Raw genomic sequence first — 19,399 nt, 5'->3', positions numbered from 1 at the left:
CATGACCGAACTGCATGAACTGAAGGTGCTCGTGGTGGGTGCCAGTCGCGGGTTGGGGCATGGCATCGCCGCCGCCTTCGCCGAATCCGGTGCCGACGTGGTCGCGCTCGCCCGCGACGGCGCAGCGTTGGCCGCACTGACCGACACTCATCCCACCGTCCGCACGCGGGTCGCCGATGCCAGTGATGCGGCCGCAGCGCGGTGCGTACTCGATGAGCAGGAGCCGAACACCGTGATCATCGTCGCGGGAGCCACCCCCGTGATGCGCGAGCTGGTGCAGCACTCCTGGGAGACGTTCTCGGTCAACTGGGACGCCGATGTGAAGATCGCCTTCGCCTGGGCGCAGGCAGCTCTTCTGAAGCCACTGCCGCCAGGCAGCAGGGTGGTCATCGTCAGCAGCGGCGCGGCACTGAACGGATCGCCGCTCAGCGGCGGCTATGCCGGGGCCAAAGCCACTCAACGATTCATCGCTCAGTACGCGCACATGGAATCCGAGCGCGCCGGCCTGGGCGTCACCTTCACCACCGTGATGCCGAGGATGACTCCGGCCGGCGACGTCGGACGGGCCGGCATCCGGGCTTACGCCCACCAGGCCGGACTGACCGAGGACGCCTTCATCCAGCAGCTCGGACCGGTGATCACGCCGGAGCTCGCGGGGCAAGCGCTGATCGACCTGGTGACGGTCGATCGGGCCGACTCCGCCGCCGGCTACGTGCTGACCGGTGCCGGCCTCGCCCCGCTGAGCTGACCCGCGCAAGCCGACGAAGTGTGAAAACACCTCAGACCGGCTATCCGCTGCCGTGACTGCTGCTGATTTCGACCGCGCGGTGATCGTTGTCCCCGCCCACAACGAAGCGTCGGCATTGCCGGAATGCCTGACGGCGATTGCGGCTGCGGCCGCGCGGGCCGATGTCGCGGTCACCGTGGTGATCGTGCTGGACAGCTGTGACGACGGCAGCAGCGCACTGGCGGAGCGTTTCGGCACCGATGTGCACTTCCTCGAGATCGACGCACACAACGTGGGCGAGGCGCGGGCCGCCGGCTTCTCGTTCGCCCGCGACCAGGGTCTGAGTGGCCCGACCACCTGGTATGCAACCACCGACGCGGACAGCCGGGTGGACGCGAACTGGCTGGTCCGCCAACTCGGCGCAGGTGCCGACATGGTGCTCGGCGTCGTGCGAATCGCCAGCTGGCGCCAGATCCCGGTCAATGCCGTTCGCCGATACCTTCGCGCGTATCACGCCAAGATCCAGCCAGGCCGAGTCGCGCACGACCACGTCCACGGCGCGAACATGGGTTTCGCAGCTGACGCATACTGGCATGTCGGTGGATTCGGCCCACTGGCGAGCGGCGAGGACGTCGATCTGGTCCATCGATTCGAGGTGGCCGGATTCCGGATCCGGCGCGACACCCGACTCTCGGTGACCACGTCCGCACGCCAGATCGGTCGCGCCCCAGCCGGATTCGCCGCCCATTTGCGGGGGATGATGGCCGATCCGCAACGCGACTCGGCATGACCATCACGACGGTGCAGCGCTGGCTCGACGCTGGCGAGCTGAACCTGCCGCTACCCGGCTCGGGTGGCACCCTCACCCGCTGGCAGACACTGGCCGCGCTGTGCGAACGCGATGTGGTGGCCGGCCGGCTGGCGGAGGCGCACACCGACGCGATTGCGATCCTCGCCGAGCTGCACGGGCCGCGGGCACAGCCGGGCCGGTTGTGGGGCGTGTGGCCAGCCGAGGCGCCCGGCGCGACCGTCACCGCGCATCACGACGACGACGGTGTGACGGTGAGCGGCATCAAGGCATGGTGCTCGGGCGCCGGGCTGTGCGCCGACGCGCTGGTGACAGCCCACACCCAGACAGGTGCCCGCGGCCTCTACGCCGTCGACCTGCACGGCCCGGGCGTTCAGCCGCTGGCGAGCACGTGGCGTAACGCGGGCATGGCCGACTCGGACACCCGCTCCGTGCGCTTCAGCGCCGCGCCGGCCACCCCGGTCGGCGGTCCCGACGAGTACCTGACCCGGCCGGGCTTCTGGCACGGCGCAGCCGGCGTGGCGGCCTGCTGGCTGGGTGCGGCCCGCGCGGTGGCAGCACCGCTGTATCGCGCGGTCGCCGAGCATCAGAGCGACAAACCCTACGCCGCAGCGCATCTCGGCGCCGTCGATGCCGCTCTGGCCGCGGCGGACGCCCTGATGGTGAGTACCGCTGAACAGGTGGACGCGGCGCCGCGCAGCACAGGACAGGTCGCGGCCCGGCGACTACGGGCCGCCGTCGAAACCGCGGTCGACGAGGCCATCGGCCGAACCGCACGGGCACTGGGCCCCACACCGCTGGCCATGGATGAGGCCCATGCCCGCCGCGTCGCCGATCTGACCATGTACGTCAGGCAGAGTCACGCCGAGAAGGATCTCGCGGCGCTGGGCCTGCTGGTGGCCCGATGAGCGCGCCGCCCGGCAACGCGGCACGGTTCGCGGCCGTGCCGATCTCCGGCGGTGGAACACCCGCCGAGGAATGGCTTCGGCACCTGGACCCGCTTGCGCCGTTATCACTGGACCAGTGCCCGAGCCTGGTCGTGGTGGCACCCCATCCGGACGATGAGATACTCGGCTTCGGGGCAGCGGCCTGCGAGGTCGCGGCCCGCGGCGTCGAGGTGTGTACCGTCATCGCCAGCGACGGCGGTGCGGCCTGGCCGGGACTGTCGGTCGCCGAGCAGGCTCGACTCGAAGAGTCCAGGCGCAGTGAATCACGCACCGCGGCAGCGGCTCTCGGTCTTCCGATGCCGGATTTCCTCGGCCTTCCCGACGGCAAGCTCGACGAGAACGAATCCCGGCTCGCCGATATCCTGACCGCCATTCTGACGGCTCGCCCTGCGGGCACCTGGTGCGCGGCGACGTGGCGCGGCGACGGTCATCCCGATCACGAAGCGGTTGGCCGGGCCGCTGCTGTCGCCACGTCCCGCACCGGGGCTGTGCTGCTGGAGTATCCGATCTGGATGTGGCATTGGGCCCGTCCCGGAGATGACGCCGTGCCGTGGCGGCACGCCGTACGGATCGTCACGGATCCGGTTGCGGTGCAGCGTAAACGGCAGGCGGTTGCGTCGTTTCGAAGTCAGCTCGAGAGCGACGCCGCCGGCCGCGAGCCGATTCTTCCGCCGTATGTGTTGGAGCGGTTGGATCGTGTCGGAGAGGTGGTGTTCCGGTGACGTCCGGTCTGCCTCACAGCTACTTCGACGCCCTCTACGCCGAGTCCGCCGATCCGTGGGAGCTCGCCTCACGGTGGTACGAACGGCGCAAGTATGCGATCACGATGGCGCTACTCCCCCGCGAGCGGTACCAGCACGCCTTCGAGCCGGGATGCTCGATCGGGGTGCTCACCGAACAGCTGAGCACCCGATGCGATCACGTGACAGCCGTCGATGTCGCCGACGCCGCGCTGGCGCACGCCGACGCCAGGCTGCGCGCCCGCGGATTGCGCGACTCCGTCACACTGTTGAATCGCTCATTCGATACCGAATGGCCGGCAACCGATTTCGATCTGGTCGTGATCTCCGAAGTCGGCTACTACTTCGACGCTGCGACACTGCAGGAAACCCTGGCCCGGGAAATCCCGCGGCTTCAGCCGCACGCCACGATCCTCAGCGCCCATTGGCGTCACCCGGTGTCCGACTATCCGCTATCCGGTGACGCCGTGACCGCGATCATCGCCGCTACACCCGGACTGCACCGGATCGGCGGATACCGCGACGACGACGTCACCATCGCGGTGTTCGATACCGGCTCGGCGCAATCGGTCGCCGCGCGCACGAGCGTGCCGGGAGCCCAGCCCCGCTGAGCACCGTCAGGGCATCACGTTGAGGTTAGGTGCCGGCGGCAGGCCGGGAATCCGTGGTGGCGGCGGCAATCCGGGGATCAACGGCCGGCGCGTCGAGGTGGTCGTGGTGTCCCAGTCGGTGGTGGTCGTCGTGGTGGTCGGTGTCGTGGTCGTGGTTGTCGGCGTTGTCGTCGTCGTTGTCGTTGTGGTGGTGGTTGTCGTCGTGGTCGTGGTGGTCGGCGGGGTCGTGGTCGTGGTCTCCACGGTCACGATGGTGGTCGGGGCCTGCTGGGCGGGCGCCTGCTCCGTGACGGTCTGGACCGGCGGGTTGGTCATCGTGACGGTTTCCGCAGGCGGCGGCGCTTGCGGTGGGCTCACGATCGACGAAACCGCGGTCGCCGGAAGGGGTTTGACCGATGGGGTGCTCGGCGTGCTGGTCCCGGTGAGGGTGTAGGCGAAGCCGCCGACGGCGACCGCAGCGACGGCGGCCGCCCCGCCGAGCAGCAGCGGCACACTGCGGGTCAGGCTGGATCCGCGCTTCTGAGGCGGTTCCCCACCGAGGATCGACAGGTCGTCGTCCTCGGCGTCGCTGTAATCGCGGTAGTCGGCGTCGCTGTAGCCGTAGGACGGCTCGTACCCGCCGGTCTCATCCGGCGCGTCGTCGTTGGACCAGGCAAGCGGAGCGGCCATCGTTGCCGACTGCGGACCGGGGTCGGCAATCAACGGCGCGGGCGCCATGCCGGTCGGCGCATCGGCGGCCAGCTGTCGGGCCGCGGCCAGGCCCGCCCCCAGCGCCGCATCTAGGTGGGGATGGGCTGAGACCGTGGCCGGCATCTGCAGGTGCTCGGAGAGCTGGCGCGTGGCCACCGGTGTCGCCGATTCGCCGATGACGGCGACGGCACTGACATCGGCTCGGCCGATCCTGGCGCGCTCCAACGTGCCGTCCAACGCGCGCAGGAATTCGGTGTCCTCGCCGGACAGTTCAGCGAACCGGGTCGTCTCGCCGATCTGGCGGTAGTCGGCAGCCGCGTCGGCCAGGGTGACGGATGTGCCGCCGCCACCGAAGTCGCACACCACGATCACCCCATGTCGGGGCAGCCCGGGATCGCTCTGCAGTGAGCGCAGCGCCGCGGTCGCGTCGGAAACCAGCACCGGCGGAGCGGCCGCCGACGCCAGCGCCGGCAGATTCCAGAGCGCATCGCGTAGCGCGTCACGGCGGCCGGGTCCCCAGTGCGCCGGGACCGCGATCCCCGAGACCGCCGCCAAACCCGAGCCCTCGGTGTCGGCCAGCCCGGACAGTGCCGCGGCCAGCAGCTGCTCGGCGCGATAGGCGAAGCCGTCGTCACCCGTCAGCGGGATCGGATCACCGACGCGGTCGACGAAATCGGTCCACAGCTGGTCGCCGAGGGTGACCGCGGCGGGACAGATCACCGGCGCCGCCCCGGCCCGCGCGGCGACCAGGCTGGCTGTGCCCACGGAGATACCCAGCGGTTCGGTCATCCGGCCATGATCACCAAGGCTCGGTGCGAAAGTCACTCAGGCGCGCCGATTCGGCACGCCCCTATGACCTAACTGTGACTTTGCTTGGTGCTCATTGCCTTTGCCCGTGGCAATCGAGGTAAGAACAGATCACGTCGACCAGCGCGGTCAGCTCCCGATTGCTGCGCGCAGCGCCGGCCATGACCAACTGGGTGATCACCAGCCCGCGCATGGTGGCCCAGATCAGGTCGCCGATGGCCGCCGCGTGTGGATTGTCCAGCCCCTCGGCGATGTCACGGCTCAAATCTGAGATGGCCTTCTGCAATTCGACGAGGTGACGGGTCCCCCGTTTGTCGCGCATGGCCCGGGTGCCGATGAGGATCTCCAGCGAGGCGCGTGAGGTCGGGCTGGAGAACGCCGCCCACGCGGCGTGAACCACCAGTTCAACCCGCTTGCGGCGGCTCTGCGTGGGCGACGGCGGCGGCAGGCTGCGCAGCAGTTCCAGCAGTTCGGTGAAACCCCGGTCGACAACAGCCATCAGCAGGCCGTCGCGGTCGCCGAAGTGGTACTGCACCACGCCCCAGGTGACGCCGGCGCGTTCGGCGATGTGCTTGGCGCTGGCGGCGGCGAACCCCTCTTCGACGACGCAGCGCACCGTCTCGTCGAGCACCGACTCACGGGTGCGTTCGGCACGTTCCTGACTCCCGCCGGGCGGGCGCCGCGGCGCGATCTTGGGTGTCATCGTCACCACATCACGCGGTCGGCATGCGCGGCAGGTAGGTCCTTGACCGACACCAGGCCGACGGGTGCGGCGCATACCGCGTCGATCGCGTTGACCGCGCGCGCCGCGGTCGAGATGACACCGCCGTCGTTGTGGTCGACGCCGTCCAGGCCCAGGTGGGTGTTGATCTCCACCCCGGGGTTGCCATGCACGACCACGCGGTGCACGCCGAGGCGCCCGTCCGGCGGATAGGGCCAGTCCGGCGCGGTGATCGGGGTGAGCCGGTTGACGTGTTCCATGGTGATCACCGGCTGCCCGTCACGGATCCCCTGCACCGCGAACCGGACGGCGGCGACGTGACCGGGTGCAACGCTCATCATCGTGCAGTCGATCGGTTCGGGTGTCACCCAGCTTTCGTGCGACTCCCGCACCTCGTCGAGCGTGACCCCCAGGACATCAGCCAGTGAGCGGACCTGGCCGCCCCACAGCGAGGACAGCACACCCGGGGTGAACATGATCGGCGTGTGGTCCGGTGTGGTGCCGAAACCGAAACTGACACCGGTGAATTCGGCGTCGTCATAACTGCCGTAGTCACAGATCTCCGAGACCGTGATGCCGGTGGCACGCCCGGCCAGCGTCAGCGCGGTGTAGACCAGGCTGTCCCCGGAGTAGCCGGGGTCGACGCCATTGATGTACAGCGAGGTGCCGCCCTCGGCACAGGCCGCAGCCAGCGGTTCACTGATCCAGGCGTCAGCATGATGGGGAGCGACCAGCCACACCATCGATGTGCCGACCACGTTGATGCCGGCCCGCAGAAATCGGCAGATCTCCTCGATCGCCTGCTGTGGGCGCATTTCGGCCTGGGAGGTGTAGACGACGCAGTCGGCGCCGAGAGCCACCAGCGCGTCGATGTCATTGGTGGCGATGACCCCGGTGGGTTCGGAGCGGCCGCAGATGTCGGCGGCGTCGCGGCCGACCTTGTCGGGGCCGTGGGCGTGCAGCCCGATCAACTCGAGGTCGGGCCGCTCGATGATCAGCGGCAGCGCATGCTTGCCGACGTTGCCGGTGGCGAACTGGATGACGCGCTTCACAGCAGATCCGTGATCGTCTTGAGGCCGGCTTCGTAGAGCACACCGGGCATCATGCCGCCGTCGATCTCAATGGTGGTGCCGTTGATGAAATCGGCTGTGCCACCGCACAGGAACACCACGGCGCGGCCCACCTCATCAGGCTCTCCGGCGCGATGCATGGGCACGGCGTGGAAGTACTTCTCGCCGTTCGGGTCGTCCTTGGGCAATACGAACGACTTGAAGTTGTCGGTCATCGTCGGCCCCAGCGCCAAACAGTTCACCCGAACTTTCGGTCCCCATTCCTCGGCCAGCGATCGGGTCAGATGGTTGAGGCCGGATTTCGCCGCACCGTAGGACACCAGCGTCGGGGAACCGGCGGGATGTCCTGCGCCGCTGGAGATATTGACGATCGAACCGACCCCGTCCTGTTCACGCATCTGCCGGAACACCCGGATGGCGAACCACATCGGGCTGATCAGGTTCATCTGGATCGCGAAGGCGTGGAACAAGACTGTGCGTTCGTACTCGTCGTCGGAGGTCGGCGCGCCCTGGATGTGGGAGACGAGGCTCGGGATGCTCTCGACATTCGGCGCGGGCACGGTGCCCCCGGCGTTGTTGACCAAGATGTCGATGCGGCCGTAGTCGGCCACCACCTGGTCGACGAAGTGGTCGATGGCCCGGTAGTCGCCCTGGTCGCACACCCGCTGCGAGGAACGGTCCAGCCACGCCGGATTGTCGGCCACCCCGGGCATGGCATCGAGGGGTCGGCGTGAGCAGCCGATGACAGTGGCTCCGGCGCGCAGTAATTCGTGCGCGATGCCCAGGCCCACGCCGCGGCTGGTGCCGGTGACGACGGCGACCTTGCCGTCCAGGGGTGATGCCACTGTGAGCTACCTCTCGCCGGATCCAATTCTCATTAAGCGCTCAATATGATTACATGCTCAATGTTATTGGGCAATGACTTGGAGGACGACGGCATGGGTCTGCGCGGAGAGGCCGCGATCGTCGGCTACACCGAACTTCCCTCCACGAAGCGACCGACCGGCCCGCTCGAGTTCACCCTCGAGCAGTGGGCACGGCTGGCGAAGGCCGCCCTCGACGACGCCGGCTTGTCGGCCTCCGACGTGGACGGGATCTGCACCACGCATCTGCAGGAGTCCCAGATCTTCGTACCGTCGACGGTCATCGAATATTTGGGCATCAAAGCCAATTTCGCCGAGATGGTCGACCTCGGCGGGGCCAGCGCGGCGGCGATGGTGTGGCGGGCGGCGGCGGCCATCGAGCTGGGCCTGTGCAACGCGGTGCTGTGCGTGATCCCCGCGACACCGATGACACCGGTCAGTGCGCAGAAGCCGCTCGACGTCAGTGAGCTGATGTACTTCGGGGCGTCGAGCAACAGGTACGGCTCGCCGCAAGCCGAATTCGAGATCCCCTACGGCAATCTCGGCCAGAACGGTCCCTATGGTCAGGTCGCGACGCTCTACGGCGCCACCTACGGCTATGACGAACGGGTGATGGCCAAGATCAGCGTCGACCAACGGGTCAACGCCAACCACACGCCGGGCGCGATCTTCCGCGACGTGCCGATCACCGTCGACGACGTGCTCACCAGTCCGGTCATCGCCGCACCGTTGCACATGCTCGAGATCGTCATGCCGGTGATGGGCGGCGCCGCGGTGCTGGTGACCGGAGCCGAGTTGGCCCGTCGCAGCGTCAACCGCCCGGTGTGGATCAAAGGATTTGGCGAGCGGGTGCCGTACAAGACGCCGACGTACGCCCAGGAGTTGTTGCAGACTCCGATGATCAAGGCGGCGGCGTCGGCGTTCTCGATGGCCGGGCTGACGCCGGCAGACATGGACATGGTGTCGATCTATGACTGCTACACGATCACCGTGCTGCTCAGTCTGGAGGACGCCGGCTTCTGCCAGAAGGGCAAGGGCCTGCAGTTCGTCGCCGAGCACGACCTCACGTTCCGCGGCGATTTCCCGATGAACACCGCAGGCGGGCAGCTCGGCTATGGGCAGGCCGGCACTGCCGGCGGGATGCACCACATCTGCGACGCCACCCGCCAGATCATGGGCCGCTCGGGTGCCACCCAGGTCACAGACTGCAACCGTGCCTTCGTCTCCGGCAATGGCGGCATCTTGAGCGAACAAACCACCCTGGTATTGGAAGGCGACTAATCATGGGCGACTTCGACAAGCCGATGCCGATCCCGACGCCGACCACCCAACCGTTCTGGGATGCCCTGGCCGAGCACCGGATCCGGATTCAGTATTCGCCGTCGGCTCAGCAGTACGTGTTCTACCCGCGGGTGCTGGCGCCGGGCACGTTGTCCGACGATCTGGAATGGCGGGAGATTTCCGGAGCCGCTTCGCTGTATACGTACACGGTGGCCTACCGGCCAGTCGCACCACACTTTGCCGGCGAGGTGCCTCAGCTACTCGCGGTCGTGCAATGGGATGAGGGGCCACGGTTCTCGACGGAGATCGTCAACGCCGAACCCGCGGAGCTGGAAATCGGGATGCGACTGAAGCCGGTGTTCTGCGACTATGCCGACGCGGGCGTCACGATGCTGCGCTACGAGCCGGCCTGAGAGCTATCCGACTCGGGCGTCGTCGTCGGATTTCTGGACTGCGTGAACCTGCTCGAAGCGCAGGCACACGGTGGTGCCCAGCGCGGAGGAGTCGATGGTGACGTCATCGGCCACCGCCCGCATCAACGGGATGCCGCGACCCCGCGTGCGGCTCTGCGTGGCGGGGGTGGACTCCCGCCACTGACCTTGGTCGGCGATCGTGATCGTCAGGGTGTTGCCGTCGCGCACGGCTTCCACGTCGATGGTGCCGACCCCGCCCTTGAGGAGGTAGGCAAACTCGGCCGTATTGGCCAGCGCTTCGTTGACCGCTAGCACGATGTCGCTGAAACGAACTCGATCGATATCTCCGCAGGCCCGCAGCCAGGTCGCGAACTCATCGCGAACCCTGGCTGCGTTGTGCGCATCAGCGACGACATCGTTGCGCGCGAAGCGGTCACCGTCGGCTGTGTGACTTGAGTAACTCGGTGTCGTCATGGCAAATCTCTTATACCCAACTTCCGAGAATTACTCACCAAGTGCGGCGCGCGCCTCATCCAATGTTGCGTAGAGGCCGATGATGTCGGCGAGGCCGACCAGTTTGAGCGGCCGGCTTGTGGCTGGCCCGCTGGCCACGACACCGAAGCCGATCTCCGCGGACGCTTTGTCGCGGGCGGCGACGAGAACACCCATTCCGGCGGACGCCAGGAAGTCGACGTCGGACAGGTCCACGATGATGGCAGTCGGGTTCTTGGTCAGCGAGGTGGTGATGCTGGCCTCGAGCTGAGGCGACGTCAGCATGTCGACTACGCCGGCTGCAGATATGACGACCGTCCGCCCGAACCACTCCTCGTTGATCACGCACCCAGTGTTGGCCGCAGTGGTCGTGCCGGTGGTGGCAGTGGCTTGTTCGTCCAAGATTCACCTCACTACGCGCGCCGGACGGCGCGCTCGCAATCATAGAATGCCTGCGAGGCTTCCGTCTGAACCTGGCAAGAACTTACTAGCTCTGTGCGCCGATCTGCTTGCGGCGCGTTGTCTATGCCCGAAATTCTACCGGGCCGACCGTCCAAGGCTAACGCACCGCGCCAACGGATGCGTCAATCACAGTCAACGCCAAGAACGCCACATCGTCGTCGGGACGCAGTACAGCTACCAGTTCGGCCAACTCGGCCACCAGCTCGGTGGCCGGCAGTCCGACCCGCTCAGCCAGGAAAAGCCGCAAGGCCGATTCGCCGAAGGTGGTGTGCCCGTCGGGCCGGGCCTCCACGATCCCGTCGGTGTAGAGGAGCAGGGTTTGCCCCGGGCTCAGCAACGTCTCGCACGCCTCGAACGTCGCGTCCGCGACGGCACCGATCAACATGCCGCCCGATGAGCGAACCGGACGAATGGATCCGCTGTCGCGATCCAGCAGCAGAGCGGGCAGATGGCCCCCGGTCGCCAGGGTGATCCGGAAACCGTCGGCTTCGGGTCGAAGCTTTCCCGACAAGACGGTGCAGAATCGTCGCTCTTCTGCGTCGGCGATCAGCGCCGCGTTGAGCTCGTCGAGGCCGTCGGTCGGGTCGTCGTAGTGCAGAGCCGCCGCGCGCAGGGTGTGGCGCACCAGGGCGGTGACGGCCGCGGCCCCCGCCCCGTGGCCCTCGACATCACCGAGGAAAACGGCCCACTCGTCGCGAGCCACGCCGAACACGTCATAGAAGTCGCCGCCGACCTGACCGGAAGCGGCCGGGTGATAGTGCGCCGCCATCGACAGACCGGGGATCACCGGCAGCGCCGACGGCAGCAGGGCGCGCTGCAGCACTGAGGCGTACTGCTGGGCGGTGTCACGCAGTTCGCGCTCGGCACGAACCGTCGTCAGCGCCGACAGTCGCAGTTCGAGTGCCTTCATCACGATTGCGGCGAGATCCTCCAGGGTGGCCAGCTGGTCGTCGGTGACGTCACCCGGCTCGGAGTCGAGAACACTGACAGTTCCCAGCTGATGCCCATCGTCTGTCGTGACGGGCGCGGCGGCATAGAAGCGGATTCCGAAATCACCCGCGACGCTGGGGTTTCGGGAGACGTACGGATCGGTGGCGGTATCGCGAACCACATAGGTCCGGTTGTCGCCGATCGCCAGGCTGGACAGCCCCGCTTCGCGCGGAATCTCGGTAAGGCCCTCGACGCCGTACGTCGCCTTGAACCAGATCCGGTGCTCATCGACAAATGTGATCGTCGCCATGGGCTTGTCCAGCGATCGGGCGGCCACCCGGGCGATGCGATCGAATGCCGCGTCGGGTGCGGTGTCAAGAATTGCGTAACGGTGCAGGGCCCGCAGTCGTTCGCTTTCCACGTCTGCGCTGCTGGGTGCAGTGAAATCAGTGGTCACCATGGGCTTTCGGCCGTCCGGTTAGTTGACATTTCAACCCTACGCGCGTTGATCACTTCGCGCCGTCCGCAGGATTTTCGTTCGATCCCGAGGACCCGGGGCATCTTCTTCCTATACTGGACTCATGTCTAATAAGACGTCGCCGCTGCCACCGGGTCCCGCGCTGCCGCCTGTCGTGCAAGCCATGCTGATGTTGCGCTACTGGCCGCGATTCGTCTCGGCATGCCGTCGCCGTTACGGCCGCACCTTCACGCTGCGGATCGCCGGCATGGGCACTCTGGTGTATCTCGACGATCCGGCCGACATCAGGCAGGTGTTCGCGGGCGATCCCGCGATTTACCATGCGGGCGAGGCGAACTCGATGCTGTCCGGCCTGCTGGGCCCGGCGTCGGTGCTGGTGGTCGACGACGAGGTGCACCGCGACCGCAGGCGACTGATGCTGGAGCCCTTCCACCGCGACGCGGTGGCGCGCCAGACCGAGGTGATGGCCGAGATCGCGGCGGCCAACATCGCCGGCTGGCCGGTCGGCACGGCGTTCCCGGTGGCACCGAAGATGTCGCAGATCACGCTCGAGGTGATCATGCGTCTGGTGATCGGCGCCAGTGATCCAACCCGACTGGCAGAGCTGCGCGAGGTACTGCCACGGTTGCTGAACCTGTCGGCCTTCCAACTGTTGGCGATCGGGACGCCCAGCCTGCAGCAACGGCTGCCGTGGCGCGGGGTGCGCCGCCGCATCGAGGAAGCCGACCGGCTGCTGTATGCCGAGATCGCGGAGCGCCGCGCCGCCCCCGACCTGGCCGTCCGCACCGACGCCCTGGCCATGCTGGTGCGCGCGGCCGATCAGGCCGGCCGGACGATGACCGACGCGGAATTGCGCGACCAATTGATGACCTTGCTCGTCGCCGGGCACGACACCACGGCGACCGGGTTGTCCTGGGCGCTGGAGCGGCTCAGCCGCAATCCCGCGGCGCTGGCCAAAGCGGTGCGCGCGGCCGAGGTGGGCGACGACGAGTACCTGGATGCGGTGGCCAAGGAAACCCTGCGTAGTCGACCGGTGGTGTTCGACGTCGGCCGGATCCTCAAACAGCCCGTCGAGATCGCCGGACATCTGTTGCCGCCCGGCGTGATGGTGGCGCCCGGCGTGGGGCTGGTGCACTCCGACGACCGGATCTACCCCGACGCGGACCGCTTCGATCCGGATCGCATGATCGGCGCGACATTGAGCCCGACGACGTGGCTGCCGTTCGGTGGCGGCGCGCGCCGGTGCCTGGGCGCGACGTTCGCCATGGCCGAAATGCGGGTGGTACTGCAGGAAGTGCTGCGCCGGGTCAACCTCGCGACCACCGCGGAACGCGGTGAACGGCAGCGGGTCAAGCACGTCATCCTCACACCCGAGCACGGCGGCCGAATCACGGTGACAGGACGGCGGACGCCACACCCGATCGTGGGTCACGAAAACACAGCGGCAACAACATAATTCGTCGGCCGATCGGCCGTTCTCGGCCACGACATGCCCCACGGATCGCTTTGCCATCCGTCGAACGTATGTTCTACTGAGCGCACGTGCAAGCCGCTGCGAATGTTGTTCAGGAGGAACTCGACGTGACCACGACCCTAGACACCCAGGCAACCGAAGCACCGTCCACCCGCGCTGACAGGCCCGAGGCGTTGCTTCGCCCGATCGAGACGACGATGGCCGACAACCCGGTTCCGCCTGCGCCCGCCGAGTCGACCGAGCCCGTGAAGGCGCCGGCCAGGAAGGCCGGCAAGAAGACCAAGACGCTTGAACTCACCCTCACGGTCACCGGTACGGCCGACGGCGAATGGCGCGCCGAACTCAAGCGGGGCACCACCTACGTGGCCCGCAACCTCGCGATCGCGGCGGCCGCCGTGTCGCGGGCAGCCAGGGAACTGCATCAGGATCTGGCCGCTCCGATCGACGACGTCATCGAGGAAGCGCGCTCGGAGCAGGCCGCCCGGGTTGCCGCACTCGAGGCCGAGCTGGAGGCCGCTCGCGCGGCTCTTGCCGATCTGGACTGACGCCGCAACCGGCCGTGATGTCACCGAGATCAGCGCGACATGCAGGTGAAGCCGCACCTACGGGTTTCGAATCGGCCGAATCTGTGAATTATCTGCGTGCTGTTCCCAACCGAGAGAGGTTCCCAGTGAAGCGAATCGTGTACCCCGTCCTGGCGGCATCGGCGGCGGCAGCCGTCCTGAGCGGCTGCTCGGCCTCAGAGGTCGTGAACACCGGCGGCGACACCAAGTGCAAGGACTTCCTCACTCAAGACGAGAAGAAGCAGAACGACGAAGTCAGCAAGATGCTCAAAGACAAGAGCGGGCAGGATCCGGCGAACCTGGAGATCACTGCCACCAGGACTTCGGTGACGGTGTATTGCCAGACGCTTGGCAAGGAAGACACCAAGATCTCTGAGGCTCCGCACGGCTGATCAGCCGTCGTCGGCATAGGACCTACACCCGCGGGTGGGGTGCGGCCGGGTCAGTGAGCCTTTCGCTGACCTCGCCGCAATCCCATCCGCGGTTTGTCGTTTCTGCTCGATTCGTCGTCGAACGACTGCTCCCCTGCAGGGTCCGGCAGTTCCGACATCTTGGGAAAAACGTATGATGTGACATCTTGTCCGTGCGCACTTACTTGGATCTATCCCTCGTTCCATTGACGTCAACCCGCTATGGTCATACGCTTCCGATAGATATGTCCGATCGTGTCGACCCATCTGGGCATCACAGGGAAGTAGAGACACCGATGAACGCCGCTACCAGCGCGCCCAACGTCTTCGACGCCGGCCTGCCCACGTTCAGTTACGACCTCGACGCCACACCAAACGACATCTTCGCCGACCTTCGCACTGCGCAATCGCAGGCGCCCATCGCGATCGGTCCTCTGGGCCCGGAGATCCTGTCCTACGATCTGGCTCGGGAAATACTGCGCGACAACCGATTCCGCCTACCGCCCGGCATCACCCTGGCGGCGCAGGGCATCACGTCGGGCCCGCTGTTCGACAAGTTGGCGAGCAGTCTTCTCGGCTTGGACGGCCCACCCCACATTCGGCTGCGCAAGCTGGTTTCCAAGGCGTTCACCCCCCGCGCGACATCGCGACTCACCGAGACGATCCACGAGGTGGTCAACGGACTGATCGACCGGGTGGTGGATGCCGGGAGTTGCGACGTCGTGACCGACATCGCGCGCCCCTACCCCACTCCGATCATGTGCGCGCTGATCGGTGCGCCTTCGGAGGACTGGCAGCTGTTCTCGGACTGGACCGAGCAGATCTTCAAGGCGTTCAACTTTCAGCCGGACGCCAACTTCGACGAGTCCGAGATCATGCGCGCATGGGGCGAACTGGACGCCTACGTCGACGACATGGTCGCCGCCCGCCGGGACAATCTGACCGACGACTTGCTGTCGGAGCTCATCCGCGCGGAAAGCGACGGCGACCGTTTGAATCTGGACGAACTCCGCGGGCTGGTGGCCGGTTTTTTGATGGCGGGAACGGATACGACGCGAAACCAGCTGGCGGCATCGGTGCAGGTGCTCTGCGAGCATCCCGACCAGTGGACAAGGCTGCGGGAGCATCCCGAGCTTGCGATGCAGGCGGTCGAGGAGAGCATGCGACACTCACCCGCGGCCTGCATCGTGCCGCGCGCGGCCCTTGAGGATGCCGAGTTCGGCGGTTACCTGTTCCCCGCCGGGACCTTCGTTTTCGCGAACACCTTTGCCGCCAACCGAGATCCCGCGATCTATGACGATGCCGACCGCTTCGACATCGCCCGCAAGGACGTACCCGCAATCCTGACCTTCGGTGGCGGTGCGCACTACTGCCTCGGCGCCAACCTTGCGCGCCGGGAACTCGCAGAAGCACTCGTCGTCCTCACTCGCCGCCTGTCTGCCCCTCATCGCACCGGTCCCGCCCCATGGAAATCCATACTCGGAATGACAGGGCCGACAACACTTCCCATCGCCTTCGATGCCGACATGTTGGTGACAGCCGGTGCGTAGCCGCGGCTGGGCGGGCTCCACACCTGCCTCCGATGAGGAAGCGATCGGCCGAATACTGGACGCGGTGGATCAGGTGGTTGCCGCCAACGGGTCCGCACTACGCCTCGCCGACGTCGCCCGCGCCCTCGGTGTCACTCGCCAGACGGTGTACCGGTACTTCCCCAACGCCGATGCGCTACTGATGGCAAGCGCGATGCGTGCGGTCGACGGCTTCATCGACCAGGTTGTCCGCCACGTCAGCGGACTCAATGACCCGGTGACTGCCGTCGTCGAAAGCCTGGCGTTCGGAATCGAGAACCTTGCGGGCGATCCCCAGCTGGAGAATCTGCTGACGCAGCGCCACGAGGGGCAGGCCATCACCTCGCTGACGTCGCAGACCGCGGTCACGTTCTGTCTATCGGTCTTTCGCCGCCTCGACGTGGATTGGGCTCTGCACGGTTACGACAGCGCCGCCTTGGGTGAACTCGCCGAAATGATGCTGCGCACCGTCCAATCCATCCTCATCGATCCCGGGCAGCAACCACGCGAGGGAATCGAACTGCGCCGCTTCATCACTCGATGGCTCGGTCCGGCGATCCTCTATCCGCGCATCATGTCGCTCGCACTCCCCGCCGAGATGAATCCGCCATCTCGGGCACGTGAACCGTCGTCATCGGTCAGCTGATACCGCCAATCGCTTCGCCAGAAACGGCGCTGTGCGGCTGTCTGTCGCACGCGCCACGTCCTGGGGCGGCCCGGCCGCAACAACCCGACCGCCGTCGCTGCCGGCTCCGGGACCCAGGTCGATCACCCAGTCCGCACCCGCGACCATTCGCATGTCGTGTTCCGCGACCACGACGGTATTGCCCGCGTCGACCAGGCGATGTAATTGGCGGTCAAGCAGATCCACGTCGGCGGGGTGGAGCCCGGTGGTCGGCTCGTCGAGGACATACAGCGTGTGCCCTCGGCGGGGGCGCTGCAACTCGGATGCGAGTTTGATCCGCTGGGCCTCACCGCCGGACAGCTCGGTCGCGGGCTGTCCGAGGCGGAGGTATCCCAGGCCGACCTCGCGCAGCGTGGTCAGGCTCCGCGCTGCGCCGGCGACGTCGACCAGGAACTCCGACGCCTCGTCGACGGTCATCGCGAGCACGTCGGCGATCGTACGGTCGCGATAGCGTACGTCGAGGGTCTCATCGGAATAGCGCGCACCCTTGCACGCCGGGCAGGTGGCGTAAGTTCCTGGCAGGAACAACAGTTCGACCGATACGAACCCCTCCCCCTGACAGGTCGAGCAGCGACCGTCGGCCACGTTGAACGAGAACCTGCCTGCCGTCCAGCCGCGGCGACGGGCTTTCGGTGTCGCGGCGAACTCGCGGCGGACGGCGTCAAACAAGCCGGTATAGGTCGCCAGCGTCGAGCGCGGCGTCCGTCCGATCGGGCGCTGGTCGACCGATACCAGCCGGCTGATCTCTTCGACGCCCTCTGCGGCCACGCCGAGGCTTGCGTCGTGATCGAGATCGATTATCCCACTGTCAGTTTCGTCGTCAGCCGGTTCGACCGGCTCGGCAGCGTATGCCGTGCCGAGATGGCTGCTCACGACATCGCCGAGAACTTTGACGACGAGCGTCGATTTTCCCGACCCGGACACTCCGGTGACGGCGGTGTACACCCCGAGTGGCACGTCGACGTCGACGTCTTTCAGATTGTGGAATCGGATCCCGCGCAGCCGAAGCCACCCGGACGGCGTGCGCAGCGGGCGAGACGGCGGGGTGCCCCCTCCGAAGAGGTACTGGCGAGTGACCGACTCCTCGACCTGGGCGAGACCCGGGACCGGGCCGCTGTAGAGCACGTCCCCGCCACACTCCCCGGCTCCGGGCCCCACGTCGACGATCCAGTCGGCACGGCTCACCACGTCCATGTCGTGCTCGACGACGAAGAGCGAATTACCCGCGCGCCGTAGCCGATCCAGCACGTCGAGGAGCGGTTCGACATCGGCGGGGTGCAGTCCGGCTGACGGTTCGTCAAGCACATACAGCACACCGAACAAGCCGGCACGCAATTGGGTGGCCAGCCGCAGCCGCTGCAGTTCACCCGGTGACACCGTCGGCGTGCGGCGACCGAGCGTCAGATAACCGAGGCCGAGATCTATCAGCACCTGCAGGCGTGCGACGAGGTCGGCGGCGATCATGGTCGCCACTTCGGTCAGTTCACCGGAGTCCGTCGACTCATATGCAGCGGCTGCGTCGGTCCGAAATGCTGCCGGGCGCAACGTATCCGCGAGGTCGGTCAGCGGCATGGCCACGTAATCGGCGATGGTGCGTCCGGCGAACGTCACCTGCAGCGCCTCCGGCCGAAGACCGGAACCACCGCACAACGGGCATTCGACGCTGTCGACGAACTGGAGAACCCGGCGGCGCATCATCGCGCTCTGCGAGTTGGCCAGCGTGTGGCGTACGTGACGTTCGGCGCTGGAGAAGGTGCCGTTGTAGTAGTAGTCAGCCTGCACGGGGTGCCGAGTCGGATCGATTTCCACCGTTGGCTGCTCATCGGTGAACAGGATCCACTTACGTTGTCGCTTAGGCAGTTTGTTCCAGGGCTTGTCTATGTCATATCCCAGCGTGACGAGGATGTCGCGCAGGTTCTGCCCCTGCCATGCGCCTGGCCATGCCGCGACGGCGCCGTCGCGGATGCTCAGTGACGGGTCGGGTACCAGCGTCTCTTCGGTGACCCGGTGGATTCGTCCCAGCCCGTGACACTCCGGGCATGCTCCTACGGCTGTGTTCGGGGAGAACGCATCGGAGTCCAATCGTTCCGTCGCGCCGGGCGGGTAGGTTCCGGCGCGGGAGAACAACATTCGGAGCAGATTGGACAAGGTGGTGACGGTGCCGACCGTCGACCGCGACGTCGCCGAACCCCGGCGCTGCTGCAATGCGACTGCAGGGGGTAGCTCGGTGATGTCGTCGACTTTGGGTGCGCCGGTGGGCAACAGCAGGCGGCGCGCGTAGGGCGCGACCGACTCGAAGTAGCGGCGCTGGGCTTCGGCATAGATGGTGCCGAAGGCCAGCGACGACTTCCCGGACCCGGAGATGCCGGTGAACGCCACCAGCGCGTCACGCGGTGCCGCGACGTCGACACCCCGCAGGTTGTGCACCCGAGTCCCGTAGACCCGCACACAAGGGTCGATGCCGGCCGTACTTGTGAAGGACGAGTCAGTCATGATGGCCTCACGAGTACCCTTGTTGCGGTGCTGCGACGCACCTTCGCGTCACCCGCATCCAAGCCTCGACTAGGCTATCTAGCGCCGATGCCGTCGGGGGCGCTTTTCTGGCGTGGTGACGATGATCGTTGGTCGCGGCACGTGCCGCGTTTGCCTGGAGGTTGAA

At 66.8% G+C, this 19,399-nt stretch carries 20 protein-coding genes; 12 read left to right on the top strand and 8 right to left on the bottom strand.

The genetic code is table 11. The features are described from left to right. Nucleotide 1 precedes the first annotated feature (1 nt). The 5 genes from CRM90_RS09300 to CRM90_RS09280 are packed head-to-tail and all read left to right on the top strand — an operon-like array spanning nt 2 to nt 3,833. Entirely contained in the window at nt 2-748 is a 747-nt protein-coding gene (locus CRM90_RS09300) for an SDR family NAD(P)-dependent oxidoreductase (protein WP_102806694.1), read from the top strand. A 52-nt stretch (nt 749-800) separates the two neighbouring features. After that, entirely contained in the window at nt 801-1,517 is a 717-nt protein-coding gene (locus CRM90_RS09295; protein ID WP_233209237.1) for a glycosyltransferase family 2 protein, read from the top strand. Next, nucleotides 1,514-2,443, top strand: coding sequence for an acyl-CoA dehydrogenase family protein (locus CRM90_RS09290; RefSeq protein ID WP_102806693.1), 930 nt, complete (start codon nt 1,514-1,516; stop codon nt 2,441-2,443). The genes CRM90_RS09295 and CRM90_RS09290 overlap by 4 nt, the downstream gene beginning before the upstream one ends. Continuing rightward, a complete protein-coding gene (locus CRM90_RS09285) occupies nt 2,440-3,204 on the top strand; it encodes a PIG-L deacetylase family protein (protein ID WP_102806692.1) in 765 nt (254 codons plus the stop codon). Before CRM90_RS09290 ends, CRM90_RS09285 begins: the two co-directional genes overlap by 4 nt. Then, nucleotides 3,201-3,833: an SAM-dependent methyltransferase gene (locus CRM90_RS09280; protein ID WP_102806691.1), complete on the top strand. Its 633-nt coding sequence runs from the start codon at nt 3,201-3,203 to the stop codon at nt 3,831-3,833. The genes CRM90_RS09285 and CRM90_RS09280 overlap by 4 nt, the downstream gene beginning before the upstream one ends. Before the next feature lie 6 nt (nt 3,834-3,839). On the opposite strand, the gene CRM90_RS30670 is transcribed toward CRM90_RS09280, so the two are convergent. The 4 genes from CRM90_RS30670 to CRM90_RS09250 form a co-directional block, all read right to left on the bottom strand. Further along, nucleotides 3,840-5,312, bottom strand: coding sequence for an Hsp70 family protein (locus tag CRM90_RS30670; protein ID WP_199189827.1), 1,473 nt, complete (start codon nt 5,310-5,312; stop codon nt 3,840-3,842). A 91-nt stretch (nt 5,313-5,403) separates the two neighbouring features. Further along, nucleotides 5,404-6,033 carry a TetR/AcrR family transcriptional regulator gene (locus tag CRM90_RS09260; RefSeq protein WP_102806688.1) on the bottom strand — a complete coding sequence of 210 codons (630 nt, stop codon included), beginning with the start codon at nt 6,031-6,033 and terminating at the stop codon, nt 5,404-5,406. 2 nt (nt 6,034-6,035) lie between these two features. Next, a complete protein-coding gene (locus CRM90_RS09255) occupies nt 6,036-7,103 on the bottom strand; it encodes an NAD(P)H-dependent amine dehydrogenase family protein (protein WP_102806687.1) in 1,068 nt (355 codons plus the stop codon). Further along, complete coding sequence (locus CRM90_RS09250) at nt 7,100-7,966, bottom strand: SDR family NAD(P)-dependent oxidoreductase (protein ID WP_102806686.1); 867 nt, start codon at nt 7,964-7,966, stop codon at nt 7,100-7,102. The genes CRM90_RS09255 and CRM90_RS09250 overlap by 4 nt, the downstream gene beginning before the upstream one ends. Nucleotides 7,967-8,059: 93 nt before the next feature. Between CRM90_RS09250 and CRM90_RS09245 the strand changes: the two genes are divergently transcribed. Together CRM90_RS09245 and CRM90_RS09240 are read left to right on the top strand one after the other, a co-directional pair. Beyond that, entirely contained in the window at nt 8,060-9,265 is a 1,206-nt protein-coding gene (locus tag CRM90_RS09245) for a thiolase family protein (RefSeq protein WP_102806768.1), read from the top strand. A gap of 2 nt (nt 9,266-9,267) precedes the next feature. Continuing rightward, nucleotides 9,268-9,678 (top strand): Zn-ribbon domain-containing OB-fold protein, encoded by a 411-nt coding sequence (locus CRM90_RS09240; RefSeq protein WP_102806685.1) that lies wholly within the window; start codon nt 9,268-9,270, stop codon nt 9,676-9,678. A 3-nt stretch (nt 9,679-9,681) separates the two neighbouring features. On the opposite strand, the gene CRM90_RS09235 is transcribed toward CRM90_RS09240, so the two are convergent. The 3 genes from CRM90_RS09235 to CRM90_RS09225 form a co-directional block, all read right to left on the bottom strand. Next, a complete protein-coding gene (locus CRM90_RS09235) occupies nt 9,682-10,152 on the bottom strand; it encodes an ATP-binding protein (protein ID WP_102806684.1) in 471 nt (156 codons plus the stop codon). A gap of 30 nt (nt 10,153-10,182) precedes the next feature. Beyond that, nucleotides 10,183-10,572, bottom strand: coding sequence for an STAS domain-containing protein (locus CRM90_RS09230; RefSeq protein ID WP_102806683.1), 390 nt, complete (start codon nt 10,570-10,572; stop codon nt 10,183-10,185). Between the two features lie 157 nt (nt 10,573-10,729). Further along, on the bottom strand, nt 10,730-12,022 hold the full coding sequence (locus CRM90_RS09225; RefSeq protein WP_102806682.1) for a PP2C family protein-serine/threonine phosphatase: 1,293 nt from the start codon (nt 12,020-12,022) through the stop codon (nt 10,730-10,732). A 121-nt stretch (nt 12,023-12,143) separates the two neighbouring features. Between CRM90_RS09225 and CRM90_RS09220 the strand changes: the two genes are divergently transcribed. The 5 genes from CRM90_RS09220 (at nt 12,144) to CRM90_RS09200 (ending at nt 16,701) form a co-directional block, all read left to right on the top strand. Further along, a complete protein-coding gene (locus CRM90_RS09220; protein ID WP_102806681.1) occupies nt 12,144-13,496 on the top strand; it encodes a cytochrome P450 in 1,353 nt (450 codons plus the stop codon). Between the two features lie 215 nt (nt 13,497-13,711). Then, the gene (locus CRM90_RS09215) at nt 13,712-14,059 is read left to right on the top strand and encodes a DUF6319 family protein (RefSeq protein WP_102806767.1); all 348 of its coding nucleotides are present in this window, start codon (nt 13,712-13,714) and stop codon (nt 14,057-14,059) included. A 125-nt stretch (nt 14,060-14,184) separates the two neighbouring features. After that, on the top strand, nt 14,185-14,469 hold the full coding sequence (locus CRM90_RS09210; RefSeq protein ID WP_370507945.1) for a hypothetical protein: 285 nt from the start codon (nt 14,185-14,187) through the stop codon (nt 14,467-14,469). Nucleotides 14,470-14,783: 314 nt separating this feature from the next. Next, complete coding sequence (locus tag CRM90_RS09205) at nt 14,784-16,037, top strand: cytochrome P450 (protein ID WP_102806680.1); 1,254 nt, start codon at nt 14,784-14,786, stop codon at nt 16,035-16,037. Then, a complete protein-coding gene (locus tag CRM90_RS09200; RefSeq protein ID WP_102806679.1) occupies nt 16,030-16,701 on the top strand; it encodes a TetR/AcrR family transcriptional regulator in 672 nt (223 codons plus the stop codon). Before CRM90_RS09205 ends, CRM90_RS09200 begins: the two co-directional genes overlap by 8 nt. Here CRM90_RS09200 and CRM90_RS09195 read toward each other — a convergent pair. Then, nucleotides 16,687-19,233, bottom strand: a complete 2,547-nt coding sequence (locus CRM90_RS09195; protein WP_102806678.1) for an excinuclease ABC subunit UvrA — start codon at nt 19,231-19,233, stop codon at nt 16,687-16,689. The two genes, CRM90_RS09200 and CRM90_RS09195, sit on opposite strands and share 15 nt — an antisense overlap. Nucleotides 19,234-19,399: the final 166 nt, after the last annotated feature.

The organism is Mycobacterium sp. ENV421, from assembly GCF_002887815.1.
Lineage (GTDB): Bacteria > Actinomycetota > Actinomycetes > Mycobacteriales > Mycobacteriaceae > Mycobacterium.
Note: the sequence above shows the minus strand (reverse complement) of the source record. Positions and strands in the feature narration are given on the sequence as shown.